Here is a 24,454-nt window from a genome sequence, read left to right on the forward strand (position 1 = left end):
GGAAGAAAGTAGTATTTTAGTGAAGGAATGGAGCTGCGAAAATGAGACTATTTTCCGATATTCCGGGTGAAAAAATAAATAAAATGTTTTACAAGAAGCCTGGCTATTTTAATAAGAGATCCGACAGGGAGCTATTATCATATGCTCTTGGGGCAACTTTATATATGCCGGCGACAAGGCCAAATATTCACCAGGATCTGCTGTCAAAAAAGCATGCTGGCCTTTCATCCATGGTCATATGCCTTGAAGATGCAATTGGTGATGATGAAGTAGAATTGGCCGAAAATCTGCTTTGTTCGGAATTGGAAAATTTGAGTTCAGACCTTGTGAAAGGTCTTTGTGAAGAAGAAGATCTCCCTTTGATCTTCGTTCGAATCAGAAGCTATGAGCAGCTTATGAGACTCAAAAGCAGAATTCCGAATGGAATGCATCTCCTGACCGGCTTTGTCCTGCCTAAGTTTTCACCAGCTGAAGGATGCAAAATTTTAACTGAAATAAAAGAGCTTAATTCTCATGGGTATTGTTTATATGCCATGCCGATTCTGGAGACGAAAGAAATTATTCAGAAAGAAACAAGGCTTGAAGAGTTGATCGGCATAAAGAAAGTGCTGGACCAATATTTTGAGCTAATTTTAAATGTAAGAATTGGAGCTACGGATTTTAGCGGACTCTACGGAATACGAAGAAATTCTGATACGACAGTTTACGATATTGCTGTAATTAGAGATTGCATATCAGATATAATTAATATTTTTCTGCGTGCCGACCAGCCGTATGTCATTTCAGGTCCGGTCTGGGAATATTTTTCCTCAAAAGAGCGGCTTCTAAAGCCTCAAATAAGGCAAACACCATTCATGGAGCGTCTGGGACAGGATGGACTGAAAATGAGAACGGACTTAATTGATCGGCATATGGATGGTTTAATAAGAGAAATTGCAATGGATATTTCAAATGGCTTATCAGGGAAAACCATTATTCATCCAACCCATATTAGGCCTGTACAGGCATTGAATACGGTAACACTTGAAGAGTACCTGGATGCTCAGAGCATCGCCGGTCAGGCCGGCGGAAAAATAGGGGTAATGAAAAGCGATTATCAAAACAAAATGAATGAAATAAAACCTCATTTATTTTGGGCTAAAAAAATATTATTAAAATCAGAAGTATACGGGGTGCTGCAGGATGAGATCACATACATTGACCTACTCAAAAACGAAACATTCAATTCAGATACTCAACTCATTAACCGTTAATATTCATATAACTGAGAACCCATATGAGCTGCTCCCTGAAGATTTATTTGTCATGGCAGCAAGAATTAACAAGAAAAGATCTTTCTTATTTGTCAGCAAAGTACTCGGGAAGCATATACCGATAGACCCGAAGATCGGACTTCTGACAGGAGAATTGCTCGCCAGCCGTTATATGGAGAAGGTGAAGAAGGTTGAGACCGGAAAGGCCGCAGAGCTTTTATCCGCTATTAAAAACGGTACAGATTTCTTGAACAGCAATCCTTTTATTGATAAAGACCATAACCCGGTGATTATTGGATTTGCCGAGACAGCAACGGCACTTGGACATGCTTTCTTTCAATCATTTAAACGTGCCGATTACTTTCATACAACAAGAGAGCAGCTGGCAAATCAGAATTCAGTCATAACTTTTGAAGAAGAGCATTCTCATGCTACTTCACACAGATGCTATGCAGATGCAGACCTTTTGTATAACAAGAGGGAGATTATACTTGTCGATGATGAAATGACTACAGGGAAAACCGCTATTAATATCATCCGCTCCATTCATGAACGCTTTCCGAGAAAGATATATACAGTCGTCTCCATCCTGGATTGGCGTTCCCCAAAAGATCAAATCCTGTTTGATGATTTGGAAAAAGAGCTGGGCATTATTATTAACAATGTGTCTCTTCTAAAGGGGGAGATCGATGTAAATGGGACTCCTGAAGTGAATAAAGGTCAGTCAGCAGGCGAGCTGTCAGGACAAACTGCACAGATTTCCCATATTGATATAAGTAAAGAATTCCCTGAATTATTAAGCACTACGAATGAACCATCAGTTACTTTAAACGGTGAGATCAGAAGTACTCCCTATTTAAAAGATTCGGGCCGTTTCGGGCTGGATGAAAAACGCCAGGCAGGATTAAGTGTGTCATTAGCTGAGGTTGGCCAATCCTTATCCCGAAAACGGGATGGAAGAAATACATTATGTCTCGGAACCGGGGAGTTTATGTATATCCCTATGAAGCTTGCCTCCTTAATGGGGGAAGGCGTAAAGTTCCACTCAACAACACGCAGTCCCATCTTTGTAAGAAATGATAAAGACTATGGAGCACAATACGGCATATCCTTTGAAAATCCAGAAGACCCTGAAATTGCACAATTTGTTTATAACATTCCAGACGGTTGTTATGATGAAGTGTTCCTGTTTTTTGAAAGAGAACCGGAAAAAGATTCCCTTATGCCTTTTATCAATCAATTAAAAAAATATATTAAAAATGTAAAAGTAGTCTACTTTAATGGAGGTGGAAAAAATGAATAAAACAGCAGATAAATTAGGTTCATATAGTAAAGATGATGTTATCTTTTTATTGAAGGATTTAAGCGGATATTCACTTGAAGGATCCATTGAACAAAGAGAAAAAAACATTCAGTCCGGTCAGCATTATAGTGAAACGCTTCCTATTGAATATCAGCCGCCTGAAAAATACCTTTCCCTGTTTTGGGAAACGCTTGATGTTTATAAACGGAAAACAGCATTGTCAACAGGAGCGGTTTCTGAGCAGATCTGGAAGCAAAAAGGAAAAAATACTGTTTTAGTTTCTCTCGCGAGAGCAGGAACACCTGTTGGAATTTTGATAAAGAGGTATCTTTCTGAAGTTTATGGTGTGAGTTTGCCGCATTACAGCATTTCCATTATCAGGGACCGGGGGATTGACGAAAATGCCATAAAGCATATTCTAAACTCACATCCCGGCTGTGAAATTCAATTTGTGGACGGATGGACAGGAAAAGGTGCTATCTCCATTGAATTAACCAAGGCCTGCAGACAGTTCCAGGAAACTTATGGTGTTATTCTTGATGATACCTTGGCCGTTCTTGCTGATCCTGGTTATTGCACAACTCTATATGGAACGAGGGAAGATTTTCTGATTCCAAGTGCCTGTCTCAACTCAACTGTTTCAGGATTGGTCAGCAGAACAGTATTAAATAAATCCTTAATTGGGCCGGAAGATTTCCATGGCGCCAAATATTATAGTGAGCTGGAAGAAGCTGATGTTTCAAACCAATATCTCTCAGCTGTAGCAGATGAGTTCCCGGCTATTAAGCAGGAAGCTGCTGAACTTGCGAAAAGGATTATCGAAAACCCTGGGGAAGCAAGTTTTAAGGGCATGGAAGAGATTCAGAGAATACAAGAGGAATTTAATATTGAATCTATTAACTTTGTAAAGCCGGGAGTAGGCGAAACAACCAGAGTTCTTCTAAGAAGGCTTCCATGGAAAATTCTGATGAAAGATCCGGAAAGTCCATATGTTGGCCATATTGTCATGCTGGCCCGGGAGCGGAATGTTGAGGTTATTCATTATCCTGATATGAGTTATACCTGCTGCGGATTAATTAAAAAGACTGGAGAAAAATCATGAGGATGTTTGCATCAGATTTGGACAGGACACTGATCTACTCAAATAAAGCACTTGCTGATTTTGGGCAGTCAGGAGAAGATTTAATAGGTGTTGAGCGTAAAGATGGCAGGGAAATTGCCTTTATGACACAAGAAGCTCGGAGTTTACTGAAAGAGATATCTGCTCAAATGCTCTTTGTGCCTGTTACAACGAGGACTTATGAGCAATATAAGCGTATTTTCATTTTTCAGGATGTCCTTAACATTCCTTACACTGTCACATCCAATGGTGCCAATATCCATTATTATGGAAAACCTCTTGAGGAGTGGTCCGTCATAGTCCGAAAGAGGCTGAAGGCAGAGTGTGCTTTGCTTGAGGAAATGATGGTCAGGTCACAAAGCCTGGAACTGAACGGGAAAATAAAAATGGCTGAAAATCTTTTCTTTTATTATATTCTTGAAGAAAAATTAACAGCTGAAGCCAAAAAAGCAATGGCTGATCTGGCGGAATCCTTTGGATGGAGGATATCCCATCAGGGAAGAAAGCTGTATTTTATGCCAAATCCCATCTGTAAGGGCGAGGCAGTGAACTTTATTCAGGAACGGGAAGATATAAATATGATAATTGGGGCAGGAGATTCCATGCTTGATCATGACTTTTTAAAGTACTGCGACTATGCATATGTCCCCAGCCACGGAGAACTGGCAGCTGAAAAGTCCATCTCATCTCCTTACTTGATTACTGCTAATATAGGGACAGCGGCAGGGGAAGAAATTCTAAATAATATACTAAATAGTATGAAAGAAAGAGTTTAGTCCGGCTGGTCCCTCAGCCATTTTTTTAAAACGATAAATAAGCAGATGCAAAAAGTATAGCTTCCTGTAAAGATTAAGCTGCTGATGGGAATAGACTGGTAATTGGCAAAAGAGAAAATGGCAAGGATCAATGACAGGAAAAAGACGTCTATAAAAACAAAGGAACTTGAACATAAAGTATTCCTGATTATATCCAGATCATGATCAATCCCCCGATATCTCACTCTTCGAAAAAGCAGCCTCATACTTACTCACCTTCCTCTTACAAAGTACTCCACTTTATGCGGGGACAGGGATAAAGGTGAAAGAGTCCATTTGAGGTCAATCAGCAATGAAAAATATTGCCGGAATGAAACTTTCTTACTGTTTATACGTAAAGAAAGTGAACGATTTTTAGAAAAAGGCTGTATTCCTATGATATGATGGTAATAAGTTTACATATTTTTTTCCCGTGCCATTATCCGGGAACTGAAACGCAATTTTTGAATGAAATGATAAGAATGCATCTTTCGCTCATAGAGGGAAGGGATAATAATTGAACTTGTCGTACAGTCAAATTAAAACTCACATCTTAAAGGTTACATATGAGAACTGGAGCTCTCAGTTAAAAAAGCCTAATCATGAACGTGAAAGTTACAGAGAGGAACAGCAAGCGCTGCATGTTGGCCAAATTGTTGCCAGATTTCTTGGAGTTCCCCTCGATGAAGATGAATATTATAATCGTCTTTTTGATCTTATTCACACAGAGAATACAGGGCTTCTCCTCCTTAGTGAAGAACATTTGGATAAAACCATTAATAATCAGCAGTTCCAGGCGATACAAAAAGTCCTGAATATTAACCGGGAACAGAATTTATCCATAAACCGATTTGCTGCTTTCCTAGATGGAGAACAGCTGCTGCTCAAATCTTCCTCACCTTCTCTGCACAGGAAAATAAGAGAAGCGATGATCAGTATGCTGAATCTGTTTTCTGAAAAGGAATCAGGCGGCTTGAAAAACCAGGATATAAGAAGAGTGCTTGTAGATGTGATTAAGTGGTCCGCTAATCATTTAGGCACAGAACTTAAAGAAATTGACCCGAAATTGGGTATGCCAAAAGTCCTTTGGTACGGGAATGGGAAAAAGAGTCATTATTACTTTTTATACTACTTAATTCAAATCGGGTGCGATATTCTTTATTTTTCTCCATCAGGAGAAGACCTTTTTGCAGAGATGGGTCAGGAAGTTCAGGATTCTTTTGTACATCATTATCCTGAAAAGAAAAAGCCTGAACCCTTCCCGCAGGAAAAGAGAAGAAGGAGTGCTACAGTCGCCTACAGGGCATCCAGGGAAATAGAAACCATCCTTAACCATGAGGGTTCAGGCCTTTATAAACCCTGGCAGCTTAGGGAGTATACTCCTTCTTCTGTGACCTTGAAAACCACTTATGATGAACTTTTTATTTTAATTAAAGAGAAAGCTATGATCCGCCCAAACTTTGAGGTGAAGGATGGAAGGGTCATGATACCCTCCCTTTTTTCAAAGATTCAGGGAGTAAGCAGGAACCGAAAGGAATATTGGGATCGAATACAAACGATCAGCCAATATGAAGAAAGTCTGCTGATAAAAAGATTCCCTTTCACGAACAGCGTCAACAATGATTTTCGTTTCCATTATCGCAATGCACTGGACGGGGAAGGGAAGCTTGACCCTGAAAAAATCATTTCAGGGCACTATTGGAGGTATCAGCAGCTTCCTGGAGGTCTTCAAAATGGCATTGCAAAGGCTATTAGAAATATGTGTGATCGCCCGCGATTAAAGCCGCTGCCGGGTGAATCGGAAGAAGAATTGAAGATTTATCTGTTTAGCCAAAGCCTGCAAATTCCGCCGAGCATTCTAAAGTTAATGCAGCAATTTGATTACTCGCAGGAAGTTCCTAAGATTATCCTCTATAACAACGAGCTGAACGGGACGATGGTAAGAACAGATGCCGCACTCCTTTTGCTGCTTAATCAATTTGGGATAGATATTGTACTGTATAATCCGCCGGGCCATAACGACATTGAAAACTTCATTGAGGAAGATTTATATGATGTTCATTGGCTTGAGGATGTTGTTTTTGAACAGGAATTTAAGGAGCCATCCTTTCTTAAAAAGGTTCTCTTTCAAGGATTATTAAAAAATTTAAAGGGTGATTGAAAATGAATCCGACCAAATCAACAGAACTGAATTTAACAGCCGAGCTGCAGGATGATAAATTAACCGAAAATAACGTTTCAGAAATTAAGCTTGCTTTAAGGCAGGAGCCTGAGGTGCAAAATCTGGCCAGGTCCATTGATGAGAAGGACCAAATCCAAATACTTGAATTCGGCAAAGAGCCTGCTGTTCAGATTTCCCGCTTCTCTGACCAGATATTGAGCAACATGAGAACAACGAAGGTTGAAGATTCAGGTGAACTTTTAAAGCAGCTCGGCAGAATCATGGACAAATTTGACAAGAAGGATTTCGAGCAGGGACCTAAAGGCATCTTTGGCAAGCTTTTCAAGCGCGGAGAAAAAATGATTGAAAAGCTTTTCGGAAAATACCAGACAATGGGTGCGGAAATTGATAAAGTGTATGTTGAAATTTCCAAATACCAAAGTGAAATGGTGGATTCCACAACCATGCTTGAACAAATGTATGAGCAGAATTATCAGTACTATCTGACGCTCGAAAAATATGCTGTTGCAGGACAAATGAAAGCTGATGATTTAAAAGCCAATCAGCTTCCACAGCTGGAAGCTCGGGCGGCTCAGGGAGATCAGATGGCTTCGATGCAGCTTGATACGTTAAGAAATGCCGTCGATCTACTCGAGCAAAGAGTTTATGATCTTGAAATGGCTAAAATGGTTGCCCTTCAGACAGCACCGCAAATCCGGCTGCTGCAGAGAGGAAATACCAAACTTATCGGCAAGATTAATTCTGCGTTTGTAACCACTATTCCAATCTTTAAAAATGGTCTGATTCAGGCAGTTGCAGCCAAAAGGCAAAAGCTCGTTGCTGATTCTATGAGCGAGCTGGACAGACGGACAAATGAAATGCTGGTGCGCAATGCGCAGAATATTTCAAACCAAAGTGCTGATATTGCAAGATTGGCAGGCGGTCCAAGCATTAAGATTGAAACGATTGAGGAATCCTGGAATATCATCATGAAAGGTATGCAGGAGACAAAATCAATAGAAGAAGAAAATAAACGTCTGCGAGAAGAAGGAACCAGGAGACTGGAACAGCTCCAGGATAATTTTAAAAAAATGAAGCAGCAGGGTTAGTCAGCTGCACATTTTTAAATAAAATATAAATTATTGACGAGGTGGAATTGATATGGCAATAAATCTTCAAAAAGGCCAGCGTGTTGACTTAACTAAAGGAAATCCGGGATTATCTAAAATTATGGTAGGATTAGGGTGGGATCCAGTGCAAAAAAGCGGAGGCGGCGGTCTCCTGGGATCTTTGTTCGGAGGCGGCGGCGGAGCAAATATCGACTGTGACGCTTCTGTAATCATGCTTGGTGAAAATGGAAAGCTTAAAAGCAATAAAGATGTCATTTACTTCGGCAATTTAAAAAGCAGCGACGGAAGTGTCCAGCATACGGGGGACAATCTGACAGGAGCAGGAGATGGGGACGACGAGCAGGTGCTGATTGATTTAAGCAGAGTGCCTGCACACATTCACAAAATGGTGTTCGTTGTAAACATTTATGACAGTGTAAAGAGAAAGCAGCATTTCGGAATGATCCAAAATGCATTCATCAGAGTAGTAAACTCCGGCAACAATCAGGAACTGATTCATTACAACCTGACTGACAACTACAGCGGAAGTACCAGCTTAATAGTTGGAGAAATTTATCGCCATGGAAGTGATTGGAAGTTTGCAGCAGTAGGTACTGGAACTGCTTCTCCCGGCCTTTCAGATGTAGTGCGTTCTTATTCTTAATAAAAATAAACTTCGAAGGGGCCCGAAATTACTCGGGCCCTTTTTGAATTTTCATAAAAGTTTCCCATCATTTGTTTCCTTTTAATCCTCCTTTCATATGTTATAATTTTAATAGATTATCAGATCGGTTAGAGATTTTTTATCCATTCAGGCAGTTCCGCAGCTTATACACTTCAAAGAGCTCTGTTGCCCGCAAATTAGACATCTTAGATTAGCAGAAGGGGCTTTTAACATGCGCAAAATGGTACTTACATTTACAATTATAATCATTTCCCTTGCACTGCTCGGGAATTCTCAGGCTGCCATGGGCGGCATAAAACTAAAGGATTACCCGCATTCTTCCCAGCTTAAAGAGTTTCTCAGTCTGAAATCTCCACGCCAGCTTGGTGAAATCTTTATTGTGCCTCTCGAACCTTTTGATGAGAGAGAGGCTGCAGAGATGATTTCCCGAGTGGATCACCTGCCCGCTTCTCTGCTCTCCAAAATAGAGGGTGAAGATATTAGGGTGAAATTATTCACGGGGAAACTTACTGATAATCCTACAGCGCAGCATCTCACAGGGGTAATACCGCGCGGCTATACAGGGGATACCACTTGGGATGATGTCCCGGGGATTGGCGGCGCCAAAACTGTCCTTGTAAAAATAGGCTTCAGTGAGAGAGGGAAAGGTCATGGATCCGTTAATCTGGAACTTCATGAACTTGCCCATTCTGTGGATCGTCATGTGTACGATGGCATTCGATTTAATCAGAAGTTTCTGTCTGTGTGGAAAGCTGAAAAAGCTAAACTGTTTCCGGGCCAAAATTATCTTCTTTCCTTCCCGGAAGAATATTTTGCTGAGGCTTTTGCCATGTATTTTGCAGAAGGGGAATCGAGGGAATTATTAAGAGAGAATGCCCCGAAAACCTATGATTTTATAAAAGAGTTAAACTGATTTTACCTGTTTTTTTATGATTTTTAACTAATGTTAAACAATCGCAAATTGTGTACAATAGCAATGAGTATCTTAAAAAGGTTGGGTTGAAATGAAACAATATTTGGATCTTTGCAGGCATGTCCTGGAAAATGGCACTAAAAAAGAAGACCGTACAGGCACAGGTACAATAAGCACGTTTGGTTATCAGATGCGCTTTGACCTGCAGGAGGGCTTCCCGCTTGTTACTACTAAGAAATTGCATCTAAAATCCATTATCCATGAGCTATTATGGTTTTTAAATGGAGATACAAATGTGAAATACCTTCAGGACAATGGTGTGCGGATATGGAATGAGTGGGCAGACGAGGAAGGGAATCTAGGGCCCGTTTATGGACATCAGTGGAGATCCTGGACAGGTGCTGATGGAAATACAGTTGATCAGATCACGAGCCTGATTGAGCAAATCAAAACAAATCCTGATTCCCGCCGCCTGATTGTAAATGCATGGAATGTTGGAGAAATTGAAAAGATGGCTTTGCCGCCTTGCCACTGCATGTTCCAGTTTTACGCTGCAGATGGAAAGCTATCCTGCCAGCTTTATCAGAGATCTGCAGATGTCTTTCTCGGCGTGCCGTTTAATATTGCTTCCTATGCTTTACTGACTATGATGGTTGCGCAGGTTTGCGATCTGGAGCCTGGTGAATTTGTTCATACTTTCGGTGATGTGCATATCTACCAGAATCATCTTGAACAGGTAAACCTCCAGCTGAGCCGCGATCCCCGAAAGCTTCCAAAGATGAAGATTAATCCTGAGGTGAAAGATATTTTCAGCTTTAAGTTTGGCGATTTCCAGCTTGAAGACTATAATCCGCATCCTCATATTAAAGGAGTTGTCAGTGTATGATATCTTTAATGTGGGCAATGGATGAGAACCGTGTGATCGGCAGGGATAATAAACTTCCCTGGCATTTGCCTGAGGATTTAAAATTTTTTAAAAGAACGACGATGGGGCATCCCATTGCCATGGGACGCAAAACCTGGGATTCAATCGGGAGACCTCTGCCGGGGAGAGAAAATATTGTGATAACCCGGAATAATTCCTTTTCCTGTGATGGATGTACAGTAGTACATACAGTTGAGGAGCTGCTGAAGTACAGCGGCGATAGGGAAGATGAAATTTTTGTCATTGGCGGTGCCGAGATTTTCAAAGCCATTCTTCCTGCAGCTGATCGTCTATATCTGACTATGATTTATGACGAATTTGAAGGGGACACATATTTTCCGGAATTGGACATGTCAGAATGGGACCTTCTATCAAGGGAGAAGGGCACAAGGGATGAAAAAAATCCGTATGATTTTGAATTCCTCATTTATAAAAGAAAATAACCAAAAAGCAGCTCGCGCCGGCGGGCTGCTTTTTTAAATTTATAAACTGTAAACATATAGTGAAAGGATCCTGATTAATATATAATGTAAAACATCCCAACCCTTGGAGGTATGTATGCTTCGATTAATAATCTTTTTTCTTTATATGGGCGGATATTTGATTTATAGCCTGCCTGCTCTATCCCGGATGAGAAACCTGAATTCAGCACTTCCCGTTGAAGAGCGCGACTGCATCATCCATAAAGTGCCCCAAAAGTGGTCCAGGACAATAATGAAAATATCAGGCTCTCAAGTAAAAATTACGGGGCAGGAATTGATCCCCGAGGGGCCTGTTGTCATTGTCTGCAACCATGAAGGGGATTTCGATATTCCAGTCCTTCTATCATCTATTAATAAACCTTTTGGCTTCATATCAAAAATTGAAGTGAAGAAAGCACCCATCATCTCATCATGGATGGAAGTCATGAACTGTGTCTTTATTGATCGCAGCAATCGCAGGAGTGCTATCAATTCTTTGAAGAATGCTGCAGAGCTTTTAAAACAGGGACACTCTCTCCTGATTTTCCCGGAAGGGACGAGAAGCAGGGGCGGGCAGGTAGCGCCTTTTAAAGTAGGCGGATTCAGGCTTGCACAGGATGCAGGTGTTCCGATTGTGCCAATATCTATTAAAGGGACGGCAGATGCCTTTGAAAAGAATGGGAGACTCATAAAGCCGGCTAAAATAGAAATCAGGGTATGCAAGCCTGTGAATGCCAGGATTGTTAAAGATATGGATGCAAAGTTTCTTGCGCAGGAAGTAAGAGGGATAATCTGCAGCAGTCTCTCGAACAGAAAAATCGCATCATAAAAAGAAGGCCCCAGTCAGTCAGGGGCCTTTTAGCGGTAAATTATAAATTCGGATTCACTAAATAATCTGTGAGCTTCTGAATCATTCCGTGGTATTCCCTGGGATCGCAAAACTCTTCTGCGGTAAAGTTCTCTTTCACCCACTCTATTAATTCATCTGCACTGTTGAAGTACTCTCCACTCGTGTCGCTTTTCCGAATCATATACCTGCCGTTATCTTCATCCACTGTTACCTCCACAGGCAAAGCGCTATCCAGACTGCATAAAGAAAACTCCATTCCTGCACCCCTTTGAGATATAAATTAACTTTTGCTTATTATATGTCAGTTTTATCTGTTTCTATCCATAAAATAATTCGAAAAATGTAAATTTTTAAAATACCGGATTGAAATCGTGATTTGTCATGGTATAATGTACAAATTAATAACTTGTAAAGAAGAGGGTGGCAAAATGGAACAGAAACTAATGACAAAAAAATGGGTGCAGTTGGAAGATATTTTGATTGCATACCAGCAGCTAAAGGATATTGTTGCCCATACACCTTTACAGAAAAATGAACGCCTATCAGAAAAGTATGAGTGCAATGTCTATTTGAAAAGGGAAGATCTTCAGCATGTCCGCTCATTTAAATTAAGAGGCGCCTACTATAAAGTTAAATCTTTAACTGCAGGGGAGCTTGAAAACGGTGTAGTCTGTGCAAGTGCAGGGAATCATGCGCAGGGAGTTGCCTATGCATGCAGACACCTTGGGGTTCAGGGGAAGATCTTTATGCCAGCGACCACGCCGAGACAGAAGGTGAGCCAAGTAGAGCTGTTTGGGAGAGATACAGTGGAGATTATACTTGTTGGAGACACTTTTGATGATTCCTATCACGAAGCTCTTAAATGTGCCACGGAGGAAGACAGGGCATTTATCCATCCGTTTGATGATGAAATGGTGATAGCGGGACAGGGAACAGTAGCGGTCGAAATGCTTAACGATTGTGAAGAGCAAGTCGATTTTGTTATTGCCAGCATTGGCGGAGGCGGATTGATGGCAGGACTCAGCACATACATAAAAAGCATCTCACCGGAAACGCAGATGATTGGGGTTGAACCTGAAGGAGCACCCTCTATGAGTGAAGCTATCAGGGTTCAAACAGTAGCACCCCTCGGGGAGATTGATAAGTTTGTAGATGGTGCTGCGGTAAAGTGTGTCGGTGAAAAAACTTATGACATCTGTAATGAGCTTGTTGATGATATTTTCATGGTTCCGGAAGGGAAAGTGTGCACGACAATCCTTGAATTATATAACGAGCATGCGATTGTGGCAGAGCCTGCCGGTGCTTTGCCGATTGCTGCATTGGATATGTGCAGAGATCAAATTAAGGGAAAGAATGTTGTATGTGTGATCAGCGGGGGCAATAATGATATTGGCCGCATGCAGGAAATTAAAGAGCGTTCCCTGCTTTATGAAGGCCTGCTTTACCACTTCATAGTGAATTTCCCCCAAAGGGCAGGGGCATTAAGAGAATTCCTTGATGAAGTGCTTGGCCCAACGGACGATATTACACGTTTTGAATATACGAAAAAAAATAATAAAGAAAATGGTCCGGCCCTTGTAGGAATAGAACTGAAGCATAGGGAAGACTATAGCGACCTCATAGTGAGAATGAATAAAAAGGGATTCTCTTACAAGGAGATAAACAAAGACAGCAACCTTTTTCATCTTCTTGTATAAGTATCCGAATGACTTGCAGATCCCTATTATTTAATAAGATATGTGACTGAAATATGAATTTTTATGATATCTGTGACATTTCCTTTGAAAAGTACTATAATCGTATTAGATTCAAAAGGGAAGTACTTTAAAGGAGATGTGAATATGCTTTCAAATATCGGTGTACCAGGATTAATTTTAATCCTAGTTTTGGCGTTAATCATATTCGGTCCAAAAAAGCTGCCGGAAATTGGCCGTGCTTTTGGTGAAACACTAAGAGAATTTAAAAAATCTACCCGGGACCTGACCAGTGACGTGATGGATGAGCTTGAACAGGATACTAAGAAAAAAACGGTTAAATAAGGTGTAAGGATATACTTCTTGCACCTTTTTGTTTTGGGTTAAGATACAACAGGCTGGGCCAGATATAAAATTAGCAGGAGAATCGTATGGAAGAAAAAGAGTTAAATTTAGTCGAACATCTAGATGAATTAAGAAAAAGACTCATTATAACGGCATCAGCATTTATCCTGTTCTTTATTGCAGGCTTTGTGTTTGTGGAGGATATTTATAAATGGCTGGTAAGAGACCTGGACGTCAAATTGATTGTCCTGGGCCCAAGTGATATAATCTGGGTTTACTTTATGCTTGCTACGGTCATTGCCGTTGCAGGAACAATTCCCGTTCTGGCTTTGCAGATTTGGCTGTTTGTCAAGCCTGCCCTTACAGCAGCTGAGCGGAAGATTTCTCTTTCTTATGTGCCGGCGCTATTTATTTTGTTCATTATTGGCCTTTGCTTTGGCTATTTTGTCATTTTCCCCACCGTATTAAGTTTTCTTGTTGATTTGGGTGGAGAATTGTTTGAGGCCAATTTCACTGTGGATAAATATTTCCGCTTTGTCCTTAATATGACTTTGCCTTTTGGAGTTTTGTTTGAACTCCCGGTAGTCATCATGTTCCTGACTTCGCTGGGAATTATAAATCCTTATGTGCTTACTAAAATCAGGAAGTATGCTTACTTTGTCCTTGTCGTGATTTCGGTTGTAATATCACCTCCTGACTTCATGTCTGATATTCTTGTCACTATTCCATTGCTTCTGCTCTACGAAATAAGCATCAACTTATCAAAAATTGTCTACAAAAAAAAGCTGAAAAAACAAGAGAATACAGGAGAATCTTCTTCATAAAAGTTTTTTTTGCAAGGTTTGATGATATATATATTATTTGCTGAGTTGATTGGAGCGGAAGGTGCGAGATCCTCGAAAATGCATTCGCATTTTCTTCGTGCGGTGTTTACTCAGGGAAGATTATTCAACGTCCTGCGGGAGTAGCGGGACAGGTGAGACCCCGCAGACGCGAAGCGTCGAGGAGGCTCACCGCCTGCCCGCGGTTCGCTGTGCAGCCTGGAGCGGAAATCAACGGACAACATTGAGAGGCGAAAAACAATAATTTATAGGAAAAGAGCTTCATAAAAAAAATAATGTGATAGCATAATCAGACACATTTCGAGCCGTATTTGGGGTATAATATTAACAAACGGGTGAAAAAGAGGATTGATATTTTGCTATTTAAAAGCCTAGAGTTCAAAAATGCTGTTGGACAGAAGGTAAAAATTACTGAAATTCCTGTATTGGCAAAAGATAGCCCTTATTATTTTATGATCCAAGTCCGTTTAAAAACTTTTATTGCGGCCACTAATGCCAATCCACTTAAGAACCATTCTTTTAGAGAATATCTAAAGCGAGTTTTAAAGTGGCCCGTCTATGAAGAGATTTTTAAGACTCCAGAATTAAAAAATAACGCTTAACAACATTGATGCCGGCAGCCAGCCGGTATTTTTTTGGCCGCTTGGAAGAGAAAAACAAGCTATATATTTATTGCTTTATTTGTATTTTGCTTGAATGTATAATATGAACTAATTGTTAATGCAGGGGAAGTGAAAGCATAATGGCTAAAATTAAAATTGTTACTGATTCAACAGCTGACCTATCCAGCGAATTGCTTGAAAAATTCGATATTGAAGTCGTCCCGCTATCTATTCACATCGATGGTGATACATACTTGGACCGGGTTGATATTACTCCATCTGAATTCATGAGGAAAATGAAAGAAGCGGACGAGCTGCCTAAAAGCTCACAGCCTCCCGCGGGAGTGTTCGCAGAGGTGTATGACAGGTTTGGTGACCAGGGCTATGAAATTCTCTCTATTCATATGACTGGCGGAATGAGCGGTACTGTTCAATCAGCAGAAAGTGCAGCAGCTATGTCACATGCAAATGTTACCGTGGTAGATTCCAGATATATTTCCAAAGCACTGGCTTTTCAAGTCTTGGAGGCTGCGAAAATGGCCAGAGAAGGTAAAAGTATTCAGGAAATTGTCAGCCGGCTGGAAACCATTCGCAGCAATACTAAGTTGTTTGTAGTAGTGGACACACTGGAAAACCTTGTGAAAGGCGGGAGAATTGGCAAAGGCAAAGCCATGATCGGGTCCCTGCTGAATATAAAACCAATTGCCTCGCTTGAAGGCGGTGTTTATACACCTGTCGCCAAAGTAAGAAGCCATACCCAGGTTGCAAAATATTTGGCCAAGCAATTTGCAGAAGATATTAAAGGGAAAACAATTAGAGGTGTAGGTCTTGTTCATGCAGAGGGCATTGAGTTAGCTTCTAAGCTGAAAACAATGATAGAAGAGCTGGATGCTGGCGCAGAGGTTGAAATCGAAGAAACAACTCCAATTATCAGTACACATACAGGTCCAGGTGCAATTGGCTTTATGTATCATCTGGAAGATAAATAAAAAGGACGCATAGCACTCAGGCTATGCGTTTTTTTGCGAAATCAATTTTTTCTCTAATCATGGTTAGGAATAGTGAAATCATAGACTTTTATCCTATTTGAAAATATTTGCCATTCTTGATTATCCCCGGAATAAAATGAATTATGGGGGTGTAGGATTGAAGAGGAAAAATGTATTATTTTTTAGTGACTTTGGTATTGACGATTTTGTTGCAGTTATATTTGCGTTTTTCTCAGAGGCAATCAATATCGTCGGGATTGTTGCTGATTATGGAAATGTTTCCAGGGACGATGCCGTCCGAAATGCGGCTTACCTTCGTGAATTGACCGGACAAAATACTCCTGTATTCAGCGGAGCCGTATTGCCTTTAACCGGCGAGGTTCCGGTGTTTTACCCGGATATTCACGGCATAGAAGGGCTGGGTCCGATTATTCCTAACCTGGAGAATTCCAATAACATGTTTGAAAACTTCGATGATTTTAAGGAACTGATTGAGAACTATGAAAATGATATAACAATCGTTAATGTAGGAAGACTTTCTTCATTGGCGACGGCCTTTATCCTTTATCCGGGACTTATGGGTAAAGTCAGTGACTTTTATATTATGGGAGGGGCATTCAATGTTCCGGGCAATGTGACTCCAGTGGCTGAAGCAAATTTTTATGGGGACCCGTATGCGGCTAATGTTGTGTTTGCCAATGCACCGAAGAAGATTCATGTCTTTCCTCTGGATGTAACCATGTCTGCAATCATTACTCCAGCACTTATCGATTCTCTTGATGCCTATTATCAAAAAGTGCAAAATAAAGTCGGCTTGATTCTTAAGCCTATGGTTGATTATTATTTCAATTTTTATAAGGAAACCTATCCAGACATAAGCGGAAGTCCCATGCATGATTTATTTACATTGTGGGCAATGCTTGCGGGGGCTGAAATTCAATATCAGGATGTACCGGTAAAGATAATTACTGACAAAGGGGAGGCATTTGGCCAGAGCATTGGAGACTTTAGAAATGTTCCTCCGGAAGATAAGATGAAGTACCGGATACATCAGATTGCTGTGCAATTTAATTATTCAAACTTCATAAAAACATTTTATGAGATTATGACGAACCATAAAACGAAACCAACCTAAAAATTTTTCCATCCATCAGTTTGTCATAATAATAGAAGAAGGTTCTTATTCACAAGTTTGTCATAAGTACTTCTTTCTTCTTTCATGAATATTTGCTAAAATTAGCATCGTAACTAATCAAAGCAGGTGAATGTATGAAGAAAAAAGTTTTTGCTGTAATGGCTGCTGCTTTTATGCTTGCAGTTCTTGCAGCATGCGGACAGAGCGGCATAAAGGACGCGTTAAATTGGGAACTGGCTGATTTTACGTATACAAACCAGGATAATAAAGAATTTGGTTTAAAGGATCTTAAAGGCAAGGTGTGGGTAGCCGACTTTATTTTTACCAATTGCGAAGATGTATGTATGCCCATGACAGCTAATATGAAGAAGCTTCAGGATTTGGCTGAGGAGGAAGGCATAAAAAATATTGAATTTGTTTCATTCAGTGTAGACCCAAAAGTGGATACACCTGAAGTTTTAAAGGAATTTGCTTCTACATACAATGCAGATTTCAGCAATTGGCATTTTCTGACCGGATATGAACAGGAGGAAATTGAGAAATATGCTATGGAATACTTCAAAACCATTGTGAAAAAGCCGCAAACAGGTGATCAGGTAATCCATGGAACAGATTTTTATCTTGTTGACCAGAATGGTAAAGTAATGAAGTATTATACTGGTCTTAATGAAATTCCATTAGATGAAATTATGAATGATATTAAAGCATTGCAATAGACCTTGGACGAGGTCTATTTTTCTTTTCAGTTTAGTCCTTGCTGCTGCAGGAACAATGCTGATTATTTTTAAATTTGAGTTGCATGTTATAATATGAATGAGAAAAATGGGCAGGTGATAGTATGATAAAAAAATTCACCCTCATCTTTTGGATCATGCTGCTTCTCGCCTCCTGCAGTTCAGTTAACCACAGCGATATAATTCATTCTGAAAAAGAATCCCGCCTGACAGTTAAAGAAGAAATTCCATTGGGTTTTTTTCCTCGAAACCTTACTGTTGCTGCAGTAGGTGATTCTTTAACCCAAGGGGTAGGAGACAGTACTGAACGTGGAGGGTACGTGCCATATCTTGAAATGTCACTGGAAAAAGACAAAAGTGTTCAAGACGCTGTTTTTTATAATTTCGGTGTAAAAGGCAATCGTTCCGATCAATTATTGAAAAAGCTGGGGACAGATGAGGTAAAAGATGTTGTAAAGAATGCAGACGCGGTGATCATAACCATTGGCGGCAATGACGTTATGAAAGTTGTCCGTGAAAACTTTTCAAACCTAAAGCTGAGGGCCTTTGCCAAGGAAAAAGAAATCTATGAACAAAATCTGACTGAGGTTTTAGATTCGATAAAAGAGGTAAACCCAAATAGTAAAATTGTCTTAATAGGCTTATATAATCCCTTTTTAAAATGGTTTTCAGAAATAACGGAAATTAATGCTATTCTTGGAGATTGGAATGACACAAGCCAGGATATATTGAGAAATTATCCAGGCACTTATTTTGTTGAAATAGATGATATATTTGAAAATACCGATGATAATCTTTTATATACAGACTATTTTCATCCAAATGATAAAGGCTATGAATTAATAGCTGGTCGGGTCCATCAAATACTCACAGAGGAAGTGCTGAAAGATATTCCGTATATAAGGAAAGCTGAAGGAAATGGAGAGAAGTTGATTGAAAGATAGAAAATGGAAAAGGCTGTTTTTTGCACTGCTGGCGATTAATGCACTCGTTTTAGCTGTGCTGTTTATTTTTATCAGTATACCGGCAGATGACGAAGACTACACAGCGATCCCCGAGAATAGTGATAATTACGTTCCTTTTAACATAAAAGCCAATAAAGAAGATTTGAATAGAGTCATTAACCACTACCTTGAAAAAGAAGGGCTGACAGGAGCAATAGATTACAAGGTCCTCCTAAACGATGAAGTTGATTTATATGGCACAATCCCTTTCTTCAGCCAGGATCTGCAGATGAAACTGTCATTTGAACCAGAAGCCTTGAAAAATGGAGATGTTGTCCTTCAGCAAAAGTCTATATCTGTTGGGCAGCTGAATCTTCCAGTTTCACATGTTCTGAAGCTGGTAAAAGACCGCTACAAGCTTCCGGAAGGTGTTACCATTCAGCCGCAGAAAGAAAGAATTTATGTGTCACTGCAGGAAATGAAGCTAAAAAGTGATGTGAAAGTAAAAGTGGATGAATTTAATCTAAAACAGGATGATATTCGTTTTACCCTTCTTGTTCCGGTTAAATGAGAAAAGGGAATCCTTCCGCAGCTTTGGAGGGTTCCCTTTTTTGATGCTTGATAAGCGGTAAAGCATTAATCTGCAATGATAATTACTTCGAGCTCAGGCTCTGTGGCCACGGAACCTACAGCCGCTAAAGTGTAGGCCTGGTCTGCTTTAAATTGCATTCGAGGGATGGACAGCACTGAATTTGGGGTTCCCGCTATCCTGGCTTCCAAGTCGACGGTCATTGGAGTTAGTGCCATGTATTTGCTTGCCTGCCTGAAAGCGATATTGGGGAAAACAACATCCCTGTTTTTTACGGCAATATCAACTGCAGGAGCATCGGGTGACAGGTGGACAAATTTGACTTTTGTTTCGCCGGCAGGCACTTCAGGCTGATCTTCTAATAGGACAAGCTTTAAGTTTGCTGAATTCCCAGCAGCCGCAATTGTATATACTTTATCTGCAGCAGCATTGATTTTTCTGCTTAAAAGAGTGGAAACCATGCTGCCAGCCGGATATATGTCTATCTGATGCTTGCCTGCAGGCAGTGCAGCATAACCGCTTGCTTCTTTATATGAAAAGTCCTTTAAAATTCGCGTGCCATTTATATAAATATCAATCGGACCGGCATCAGGGGAACCATGGAACATCCGTACTCGTGCCTGCTGTCCCTGATGAGCTTCTTCAGAAGGCGCAGAATTATTTGTACGCATCATTCGAAAAGCCTGATTGAGGCAATGTAAATGTTTATAGTAAAAAGCAATATGCTGTGCTGCATCAATGTATTTAAAATACTGAGCCAAAAGATCATATTTTGCCGCTTTTTGTAAGTACCACTGCTGATTTCTCTCAGTAGGTATAATTTCCCTCCTAAATCTGCTTTAATACCATATGCTTCTCCCTGTGTGAATGCCACAAGAAATAAAAGGACTTTACTTCTGGATCGAAATTCCATATAATATAAACAAATAAACGAAAGCGGGTGATGTGCTATGACAAGAGAATTTAACGCAAATACGTCCATTGTAAATAATTCAGGCACAGCCCAAATGGAATTCGTTTAATCGAGCGGACCAGATTGTTTTTTTCTGCTTATTGAACTTTGCATGATCAAACCATGGGCTGATTGCCTATGGTTTTTTGTATGTAAAAAAATATTCGATAAGCATGGAGGAACAAAACATTGACAATTAATAAACTTGGATTCGATCCCTTTTTTAAAGACGCTTTTTCAGCGTATGAAGAAAAAGAATATCAAATGGGCCGGGTGGCTTTAGAGCATAAAAGAATGTATCGTGTATGGACAGATAAGGGTGAAATGCTTTGTGAAGTATCAGGAAAATTTTCTTTCGATGCATCATCAAGGGAGGATTTTCCTGCTGTAGGTGACTGGGTTGTCATTAAAGAAAGAGCGGATGAACAGCGGGGTACTATTCATGCTGTCCTTCCAAGAAAAAGCAAATTTTCAAGGAAGGCAGCAGGGGTGAATACGGAAGAACAAATTGTAGCTGCTAATGTAGACACCATATTCCTGGTTAATTCACTTAATGAGGATCTAAACTTAAGAAGATTGGAACGCTATTTGCTTTTAACATGGGAAAGCGGGGCAGCTCCAGTGATTGTTCTTACCAAGGCTGACCTTTGTGAGAATCTGGAGGAAAAGCTTGCTGAGGTGGACACCGTCGCCATGGGTGTTCCTGTTATCTCAATCAGCGTGATGGAAGAGAAGGGAATAGACCTGCTTAAGCCGTTTTTGAAGCCTGGAAAAACAATCGCACTGCTCGGCTCTTCAGGTGTTGGAAAGTCCACGCTTACCAATTACCTTCTTGGCGCGGAAAAGCAAAAGGTCCAGGATATTCGAATAAGTGATGATAAAGGAAAGCATACAACTACTCACAGGGAGCTCATCCTTCTTCCTGAGGGTGCCATACTGATTGATACCCCAGGAATGAGAGAGCTTCAGCTGTGGGAAAGCGAAAGCGGTCTTTCAGAAAGCTTCACAGATATTGAGAAAGCCGCTGAAAATTGCAGATTCAGGGACTGTACACATGAAAATGAGCCGGGATGCGCTGTGCATATGCTAATAGAAGAAGGAAGCATATCAGGAGCACGTCTTAGCAGCTATAAGAAGCTTCTCAAGGAACTCGCATATCTGGATAGAAAGCAGGATAAACGAGCCCAATCTGAAGAACGCAAACGCTGGAAAAAAATAAGTGCTGGAGCAAAGAATAAAAGAATGTAAAGATTCAGAAACCTCTTTTGTAAAGAGGTTTCTTTTGCATAAAATGAATCTTTTCATTAATCTTATGTATATAGCTTTAAATCATCATTTTAAGGGAAAAAGTAAAGATAGAAAAGTGCCGGAAAGAGGTGGAGCAGAATGACAGAGAAACAATACGAAAAGGCAAGCTTCGCAGGAGGCTGCTTCTGGTGCATGGTAAAGCCTTTTGATGAACAGCCTGGAATTAAAGAAGTACTATCCGGATATACCGGAGGGAATGTAGAAAACCCGACTTACCAGCAAGTCTGTTCGGAAACTACTGGCCATTATGAAGCGGTTCAGATCACATTTGATCCTGAGGTCTACCCATATGAAAAGCTGCTTGAATTATATTGGCAGCAGATTGACCCTACAGATGCCGGCGGGCAGTTCTATGATCGCGGCCAATCCTATCAGACAGCGATTTTTTATCACAATGAAAAACAAAAGCAGTTAGCAGAAGAATCGAAACAAAAGCTTGAAGAAACTGGTCCATTTACAAAACCGATTGTTACCAGGATTCTGCCTGCTTCAGACTTTTATCCTGCAGAAGAATATCATCAGCACTATTACAAAAAAAATCCGGATAGATACAATGCCTATCAAACCGGCTCTGGAAGAAAAGCATTTATTAATAAACATTGGGGTGAAGAATAATGGCAAAAAATAGAGAAGATTTAAAGCAGAAACTTGATCCCATGCAATATGAAGTAACTCAGAATAATGGCACAGAGCCGCCATTCCGCAATGAGTATTGGAATGAATTTAAAGATGGGATTTATGTGGATATCGTTTCCGGAAAGCCTCTCTTTAGCTCAAAAGATAAATATGACGCAGGATGCGGCTGGCCCAGCTTTACAAAACCCATACAGGATGAAGAAGTTGTGGAAAAAGAAGACCGCAGTCACTTTATGGTCAGAACAGAAGTGAGAAGCAAATCAGCCGATTCCCATCTTGGTCATGTTTTTGATGATGGGCCGGGACCTGCGGGCCTCCGTTATTGCATTAATTCTGCTGCACTCAGGTTTATCCCTAAGGAAAAACTCGAGGAAGAAGGCTACAAAGAATATCTGCGTCTATTTAATAATGAAAACTAAGAATTGGATGGTGTTTTTATGTTCAAGAAATTATTTGGTAAAAAGGAAACAGTCAAAACAATTGAAATTAAGGCTGCTTTGACGGGTACAGCGGTTAATCTGGAAGAGGTGCCTGATCCCGTATTTGCAGAAAGAATGATGGGGGACGGCATTGCAATTGAACCTTCAGAAGGGGTGGTTGTTTCCCCGGTAAATGGAGAAGTTGTTCAAGTATTCCCTACCAAGCATGCAATTGGCATTCGTGCTGAAAATGGTGCCGAGATTTTAATCCATATAGGCCTTGAAACGGTCTCCATGAAAGGGGAAGGATTCGAGACCCATATTTCCGAGGGTTCAAAAGTCAGTGAAGGTGATAAGCTTGTCACATTTGATTTAGGGCTGGTTAAAGAAAAGGCAAAGAGCACAGTAACACCAATGATAATCACTAATGGCGACCAGGTTGCTTCTCTTGAGAAAAATGCAGCAGGAGCTGTAACGAGAGGCACTTCAACAGTAATGACAGTTACTCCGAAATAATGAGAAAAAGCCGCTGATAATATTGGCGGCTTTTTTCGAGTTATTTTTTTCAGTCTTCTTCTATTTTTGCCCTTCATTGGTCTGCCCTGGTGAGGATGGAGGAGATTTGAATAACGGCATCGTCAGTACTGTTATTCACTGATTTTTCATTGGCCACAATAAACTTCACTAAATGCTGTCCGTCTTCGAGACCGCTGACAATATATTGATATCTTTCTTTAGTCAGCGGCCACCAGGCGGATAAGGATGTAATATACACATCATCTATAAACACATCCATCTTCCCGCCTTTTTCGCTTCGAATCATATCGACCCCAAGGAAAGGGCCGCTAAATTGATATTCAAGAGTGTCTCCAGCCTTGCGGCTCTCCCAAATGCCGTCTTTGTGAATAAATGATCCAGATATATCTGTCACATGAGGGATGGATGATATTTCGATGTCCGCATTTTCATGAATAGGGGCAGAAAGCTCTGCAATTTCTGCATGACTGCCGGTAAGCGCCCTTATTTTCTTTATCAAGGTATCTGCATATATTTCATAGCCGTCATCATTTGGATGGACTAAATCCTTTGTCAGTTCCTCTTCAGGTAATCCCGATAGTTCAAAAGGTTTTCTCATATCCACATTCTTTGCGCCATAATGGCTGGAAATAAAAGAAATCGCCTGAACGAACGCTTCATTATCAAGCGGGTTTTCTGTAATGGTTATGATCTCGGTATCAGGGTAAAGCTGTTTTGTTTTCCGGATAAGCCCTTCGTAGAAATAAGAAAATTGTTTCTCATCCATATATTTGCGGTCATTCTCCCCAAATACAATAAAAGTTAAATCAATTTTTCCTAAATGTTCGGATTGCTGAAGTTTATATAAACCTTCAAATGCAGTGGCACCACTTTGGACGATGGAATGTCTTTTGGCTTTAATCCCAAATTCACTATGCAGATGCTTCTCAAGCCTTGTAAACCATGCCGATGATTTGGAGGTCGCACCTGACCCTCTGCCAATGCTGTCCCCGATAATCAGGTAATTGATATTTTCTTTTGACGATAGCTTTTGATACACGTTAGTTGGATTTGCCCCTTCAACTTTAGATAGGCTATCAAACAAATGATACAAACCATATATAAAAGTGATGATAAAAAAATATATGCCAATCTTCCTTCTCTTCATTGGTTTG

The 24,454-nt window shown here is 40.4% G+C and carries 28 protein-coding genes; 24 read left to right on the forward strand and 4 right to left on the reverse strand.

The window, feature by feature from the left end; genetic code table 11:
- Positions 1-41 precede the first annotated feature (41 nt).
- Genes CE058_RS08620 through CE058_RS08635 form a run of 4 tightly spaced genes read left to right on the forward strand, consistent with a single transcriptional unit; the run spans position 42 to position 4,452 of the window.
- Positions 42-1,253 carry an HpcH/HpaI aldolase/citrate lyase family protein gene (locus CE058_RS08620; RefSeq protein ID WP_163141948.1) on the forward strand — a complete coding sequence of 404 codons (1,212 nt, stop codon included), beginning with the start codon at positions 42-44 and terminating at the stop codon, positions 1,251-1,253.
- Positions 1,183-2,556 (forward strand): phosphoribosyltransferase family protein, encoded by a 1,374-nt coding sequence (locus CE058_RS08625; protein WP_258750941.1) that lies wholly within the window; start codon positions 1,183-1,185, stop codon positions 2,554-2,556. Before CE058_RS08620 ends, CE058_RS08625 begins: the two co-directional genes overlap by 71 nt.
- Complete coding sequence (locus CE058_RS08630) at positions 2,549-3,658, forward strand: cysteine protease StiP family protein (protein ID WP_163141952.1); 1,110 nt, start codon at positions 2,549-2,551, stop codon at positions 3,656-3,658. Before CE058_RS08625 ends, CE058_RS08630 begins: the two co-directional genes overlap by 8 nt.
- Positions 3,655-4,452 (forward strand): HAD family hydrolase, encoded by a 798-nt coding sequence (locus CE058_RS08635; protein WP_163141955.1) that lies wholly within the window; start codon positions 3,655-3,657, stop codon positions 4,450-4,452. Before CE058_RS08630 ends, CE058_RS08635 begins: the two co-directional genes overlap by 4 nt.
- Here the strand turns inward: CE058_RS08635 and CE058_RS08640 are convergent.
- Positions 4,449-4,697: a hypothetical protein gene (locus tag CE058_RS08640; protein WP_048009404.1), complete on the reverse strand. Its 249-nt coding sequence runs from the start codon at positions 4,695-4,697 to the stop codon at positions 4,449-4,451. The genes CE058_RS08635 and CE058_RS08640 overlap by 4 nt on opposite strands.
- A 290-nt stretch (positions 4,698-4,987) precedes the next feature.
- On the opposite strand from CE058_RS08640, the gene CE058_RS08645 reads away from it, so the two are divergent.
- The 7 genes from CE058_RS08645 to CE058_RS08675 all read left to right on the forward strand — a co-directional run bounded on the left by CE058_RS08645 (position 4,988) and on the right by CE058_RS08675 (position 11,553).
- Positions 4,988-6,631 (forward strand): YceG family protein, encoded by a 1,644-nt coding sequence (locus CE058_RS08645; protein ID WP_396389152.1) that lies wholly within the window; start codon positions 4,988-4,990, stop codon positions 6,629-6,631.
- Between the two features lie 2 nt (positions 6,632-6,633).
- Positions 6,634-7,740 (forward strand): toxic anion resistance protein, encoded by a 1,107-nt coding sequence (locus CE058_RS08650; RefSeq protein ID WP_048009402.1) that lies wholly within the window; start codon positions 6,634-6,636, stop codon positions 7,738-7,740.
- Positions 7,741-7,792: 52 nt separating this feature from the next.
- On the forward strand, positions 7,793-8,404 hold the full coding sequence (locus tag CE058_RS08655; protein ID WP_035331391.1) for a TerD family protein: 612 nt from the start codon (positions 7,793-7,795) through the stop codon (positions 8,402-8,404).
- A gap of 232 nt (positions 8,405-8,636) precedes the next feature.
- Positions 8,637-9,338 carry an anthrax toxin lethal factor-related metalloendopeptidase gene (locus CE058_RS08660; RefSeq protein ID WP_048009401.1) on the forward strand — a complete coding sequence of 234 codons (702 nt, stop codon included), beginning with the start codon at positions 8,637-8,639 and terminating at the stop codon, positions 9,336-9,338.
- A 91-nt stretch (positions 9,339-9,429) separates the two neighbouring features.
- On the forward strand, positions 9,430-10,224 hold the full coding sequence (locus tag CE058_RS08665; protein ID WP_163141958.1) for a thymidylate synthase: 795 nt from the start codon (positions 9,430-9,432) through the stop codon (positions 10,222-10,224).
- Positions 10,221-10,706 carry a dihydrofolate reductase gene (locus CE058_RS08670; RefSeq protein WP_163141961.1) on the forward strand — a complete coding sequence of 162 codons (486 nt, stop codon included), beginning with the start codon at positions 10,221-10,223 and terminating at the stop codon, positions 10,704-10,706. The genes CE058_RS08665 and CE058_RS08670 overlap by 4 nt, the downstream gene beginning before the upstream one ends.
- Positions 10,707-10,821: 115 nt before the next feature.
- Complete coding sequence (locus CE058_RS08675) at positions 10,822-11,553, forward strand: lysophospholipid acyltransferase family protein (protein WP_048009398.1); 732 nt, start codon at positions 10,822-10,824, stop codon at positions 11,551-11,553.
- A 40-nt stretch (positions 11,554-11,593) separates the two neighbouring features.
- Here CE058_RS08675 and CE058_RS08680 read toward each other — a convergent pair whose 3' ends face one another.
- The gene (locus CE058_RS08680) at positions 11,594-11,830 is read right to left on the reverse strand and encodes a hypothetical protein (protein WP_048009397.1); all 237 of its coding nucleotides are present in this window, start codon (positions 11,828-11,830) and stop codon (positions 11,594-11,596) included.
- Positions 11,831-12,002: 172 nt separating this feature from the next.
- Between CE058_RS08680 and ilvA the strand changes: the two genes are divergently transcribed.
- The 9 genes from ilvA to CE058_RS08725 all read left to right on the forward strand — a co-directional run bounded on the left by ilvA (position 12,003) and on the right by CE058_RS08725 (position 19,430).
- The gene (gene ilvA / locus CE058_RS08685; RefSeq protein WP_048009396.1) at positions 12,003-13,271 is read left to right on the forward strand and encodes a threonine ammonia-lyase IlvA; all 1,269 of its coding nucleotides are present in this window, start codon (positions 12,003-12,005) and stop codon (positions 13,269-13,271) included.
- A 144-nt stretch (positions 13,272-13,415) separates the two neighbouring features.
- Complete coding sequence (locus tag CE058_RS08690; RefSeq protein ID WP_035331398.1) at positions 13,416-13,613, forward strand: twin-arginine translocase TatA/TatE family subunit; 198 nt, start codon at positions 13,416-13,418, stop codon at positions 13,611-13,613.
- An 86-nt stretch (positions 13,614-13,699) separates the two neighbouring features.
- Positions 13,700-14,437, forward strand: coding sequence for a twin-arginine translocase subunit TatC (gene tatC / locus CE058_RS08695; protein WP_048009395.1), 738 nt, complete (start codon positions 13,700-13,702; stop codon positions 14,435-14,437).
- 374 nt (positions 14,438-14,811) lie between these two features.
- Positions 14,812-15,057, forward strand: a complete 246-nt coding sequence (locus CE058_RS08700) for a DUF2535 family protein (RefSeq protein ID WP_048009394.1) — start codon at positions 14,812-14,814, stop codon at positions 15,055-15,057.
- Positions 15,058-15,197: 140 nt separating this feature from the next.
- Positions 15,198-16,046, forward strand: coding sequence for a DegV family protein (locus CE058_RS08705; protein ID WP_048009393.1), 849 nt, complete (start codon positions 15,198-15,200; stop codon positions 16,044-16,046).
- 157 nt (positions 16,047-16,203) lie between these two features.
- Positions 16,204-17,181: a nucleoside hydrolase gene (locus tag CE058_RS08710; protein ID WP_048009392.1), complete on the forward strand. Its 978-nt coding sequence runs from the start codon at positions 16,204-16,206 to the stop codon at positions 17,179-17,181.
- Between the two features lie 134 nt (positions 17,182-17,315).
- Positions 17,316-17,897 (forward strand): SCO family protein, encoded by a 582-nt coding sequence (locus CE058_RS08715; RefSeq protein WP_048009391.1) that lies wholly within the window; start codon positions 17,316-17,318, stop codon positions 17,895-17,897.
- A gap of 122 nt (positions 17,898-18,019) precedes the next feature.
- Positions 18,020-18,859, forward strand: coding sequence for an SGNH/GDSL hydrolase family protein (locus CE058_RS08720; RefSeq protein ID WP_163141964.1), 840 nt, complete (start codon positions 18,020-18,022; stop codon positions 18,857-18,859).
- Positions 18,849-19,430 carry a YpmS family protein gene (locus tag CE058_RS08725; protein WP_048009389.1) on the forward strand — a complete coding sequence of 194 codons (582 nt, stop codon included), beginning with the start codon at positions 18,849-18,851 and terminating at the stop codon, positions 19,428-19,430. The genes CE058_RS08720 and CE058_RS08725 overlap by 11 nt, the downstream gene beginning before the upstream one ends.
- Positions 19,431-19,495: 65 nt before the next feature.
- Here the strand turns inward: CE058_RS08725 and CE058_RS08730 are convergent, their stop codons facing one another.
- Positions 19,496-20,122, reverse strand: coding sequence for a DUF4397 domain-containing protein (locus tag CE058_RS08730; protein WP_286167945.1), 627 nt, complete (start codon positions 20,120-20,122; stop codon positions 19,496-19,498).
- Between the two features lie 467 nt (positions 20,123-20,589).
- Between CE058_RS08730 and rsgA the strand changes: the two genes are divergently transcribed.
- The 4 genes from rsgA (at position 20,590) to CE058_RS08750 (ending at position 23,279) form a co-directional block, all read left to right on the forward strand.
- Positions 20,590-21,648 carry a ribosome small subunit-dependent GTPase A gene (gene rsgA / locus CE058_RS08735; RefSeq protein ID WP_163141967.1) on the forward strand — a complete coding sequence of 353 codons (1,059 nt, stop codon included), beginning with the start codon at positions 20,590-20,592 and terminating at the stop codon, positions 21,646-21,648.
- A 138-nt stretch (positions 21,649-21,786) separates the two neighbouring features.
- Positions 21,787-22,323: a peptide-methionine (S)-S-oxide reductase MsrA gene (msrA, locus tag CE058_RS08740; RefSeq protein WP_048009386.1), complete on the forward strand. Its 537-nt coding sequence runs from the start codon at positions 21,787-21,789 to the stop codon at positions 22,321-22,323.
- On the forward strand, positions 22,323-22,763 hold the full coding sequence (msrB, locus tag CE058_RS08745) for a peptide-methionine (R)-S-oxide reductase MsrB (RefSeq protein WP_048009385.1): 441 nt from the start codon (positions 22,323-22,325) through the stop codon (positions 22,761-22,763). The genes msrA and msrB overlap by 1 nt, the downstream gene beginning before the upstream one ends.
- Before the next feature lie 18 nt (positions 22,764-22,781).
- Positions 22,782-23,279, forward strand: coding sequence for a PTS sugar transporter subunit IIA (locus CE058_RS08750; protein ID WP_048009384.1), 498 nt, complete (start codon positions 22,782-22,784; stop codon positions 23,277-23,279).
- 73 nt (positions 23,280-23,352) lie between these two features.
- Here CE058_RS08750 and CE058_RS08755 read toward each other — a convergent pair whose 3' ends face one another.
- Positions 23,353-24,447 carry an SGNH/GDSL hydrolase family protein gene (locus CE058_RS08755; RefSeq protein ID WP_163141970.1) on the reverse strand — a complete coding sequence of 365 codons (1,095 nt, stop codon included), beginning with the start codon at positions 24,445-24,447 and terminating at the stop codon, positions 23,353-23,355.
- Between the last annotated feature and the right edge of the window lie 7 nt (positions 24,448-24,454).

Source organism: Bacillus sp. 22-7 (assembly GCF_010628845.1).
In the GTDB taxonomy this organism is placed as follows: Bacteria; Bacillota; Bacilli; order Bacillales; family Cytobacillaceae; genus Cytobacillus; species Cytobacillus firmus_B.

Excerpts from the sequence above, each read along its gene's own strand:
- msrA (WP_048009386.1), top strand. The coding sequence starts at position 21,787 with ATGACAGAGAAACAATACGAAAAGGCAAGCTTCGCAGGAGGCTGCTTC.
- CE058_RS08660 (WP_048009401.1), top strand. The coding sequence starts at position 8,637 with ATGCGCAAAATGGTACTTACATTTACAATTATAATCATTTCCCTTGCA.
- CE058_RS08655 (WP_035331391.1), top strand. The coding sequence starts at position 7,793 with ATGGCAATAAATCTTCAAAAAGGCCAGCGTGTTGACTTAACTAAAGGA.
- CE058_RS08630 (WP_163141952.1), top strand. The coding sequence starts at position 2,549 with ATGAATAAAACAGCAGATAAATTAGGTTCATATAGTAAAGATGATGTT.
- CE058_RS08705 (WP_048009393.1), top strand. The coding sequence starts at position 15,198 with ATGGCTAAAATTAAAATTGTTACTGATTCAACAGCTGACCTATCCAGC.
- ilvA (WP_048009396.1), top strand. The coding sequence starts at position 12,003 with ATGGAACAGAAACTAATGACAAAAAAATGGGTGCAGTTGGAAGATATT.
- CE058_RS08675 (WP_048009398.1), top strand. The coding sequence starts at position 10,822 with ATGCTTCGATTAATAATCTTTTTTCTTTATATGGGCGGATATTTGATT.
- CE058_RS08635 (WP_163141955.1), top strand. The coding sequence starts at position 3,655 with ATGAGGATGTTTGCATCAGATTTGGACAGGACACTGATCTACTCAAAT.
- CE058_RS08715 (WP_048009391.1), top strand. The coding sequence starts at position 17,316 with ATGAAGAAAAAAGTTTTTGCTGTAATGGCTGCTGCTTTTATGCTTGCA.
- CE058_RS08650 (WP_048009402.1), top strand. The coding sequence starts at position 6,634 with ATGAATCCGACCAAATCAACAGAACTGAATTTAACAGCCGAGCTGCAG.
- CE058_RS08690 (WP_035331398.1), top strand. The coding sequence starts at position 13,416 with ATGCTTTCAAATATCGGTGTACCAGGATTAATTTTAATCCTAGTTTTG.
- CE058_RS08670 (WP_163141961.1), top strand. The coding sequence starts at position 10,221 with ATGATATCTTTAATGTGGGCAATGGATGAGAACCGTGTGATCGGCAGG.
- CE058_RS08665 (WP_163141958.1), top strand. The coding sequence starts at position 9,430 with ATGAAACAATATTTGGATCTTTGCAGGCATGTCCTGGAAAATGGCACT.
- CE058_RS08730 (WP_286167945.1), bottom strand. The coding sequence starts at position 20,122 with ATGATGCGTACAAATAATTCTGCGCCTTCTGAAGAAGCTCATCAGGGA.
- CE058_RS08750 (WP_048009384.1), top strand. The coding sequence starts at position 22,782 with ATGTTCAAGAAATTATTTGGTAAAAAGGAAACAGTCAAAACAATTGAA.
- CE058_RS08625 (WP_258750941.1), top strand. The coding sequence starts at position 1,183 with ATGAGATCACATACATTGACCTACTCAAAAACGAAACATTCAATTCAG.
- tatC (WP_048009395.1), top strand. The coding sequence starts at position 13,700 with ATGGAAGAAAAAGAGTTAAATTTAGTCGAACATCTAGATGAATTAAGA.
- CE058_RS08640 (WP_048009404.1), bottom strand. The coding sequence starts at position 4,697 with ATGAGGCTGCTTTTTCGAAGAGTGAGATATCGGGGGATTGATCATGAT.
- CE058_RS08680 (WP_048009397.1), bottom strand. The coding sequence starts at position 11,830 with ATGGAGTTTTCTTTATGCAGTCTGGATAGCGCTTTGCCTGTGGAGGTA.
- CE058_RS08755 (WP_163141970.1), bottom strand. The coding sequence starts at position 24,447 with ATGAAGAGAAGGAAGATTGGCATATATTTTTTTATCATCACTTTTATA.
- msrB (WP_048009385.1), top strand. The coding sequence starts at position 22,323 with ATGGCAAAAAATAGAGAAGATTTAAAGCAGAAACTTGATCCCATGCAA.
- CE058_RS08620 (WP_163141948.1), top strand. The coding sequence starts at position 42 with ATGAGACTATTTTCCGATATTCCGGGTGAAAAAATAAATAAAATGTTT.
- CE058_RS08720 (WP_163141964.1), top strand. The coding sequence starts at position 18,020 with ATGATAAAAAAATTCACCCTCATCTTTTGGATCATGCTGCTTCTCGCC.